The sequence below is a fragment of the Kocuria salsicia genome, from assembly GCF_007681555.1.
Classification (GTDB): domain Bacteria; phylum Actinomycetota; class Actinomycetes; order Actinomycetales; family Micrococcaceae; genus Kocuria; species Kocuria salsicia.
In genome coordinates, this window is the sequence record NZ_VELE01000041.1 from 1 (window position 1) to 350 (window position 350).

The following is a 350-nucleotide window of genomic DNA, read 5'->3' on the forward strand; positions in this document are numbered from 1 at the left end:
GACGTGAGGAACCGTTCGTAGACCTCCCAAGCATCACAGCGGATCATCATTTCCTCCACGGTGCCCGTGGCCGCCCGGTGCTCGCTGGCCGCCAGGTAGACCTCGATCAGGTCCCGGGTCTGGGCCCGGGTCATGGGTAGATGCCACGGGTCCACCGTGATCCGCCCACCGAGGTAAGCGAGGTCTTGGGCGGGGTCCCCGATCTCCGACCACTCCCAATCGATGTACCGCACCCCGGTGTCCCCCTCGACGAGGATGTTGGGCAGCAACAGATCTCCGTGGATCAGCGCGAAGGACTCCAACCGATTGAAAACCTTCTGTGCGTCCTGCAGATACGCCCCCACCTTCCG

Annotated in this window: 1 protein-coding gene; it reads right to left on the bottom strand. The window is 64.0% G+C overall.

Annotated elements, in window-relative coordinates; translation table 11 throughout:
- A partial coding sequence (locus FS770_RS13605) for a phosphotransferase family protein (protein ID WP_145012802.1) occupies positions 1–350 on the bottom strand: 350 nt, incomplete at both ends.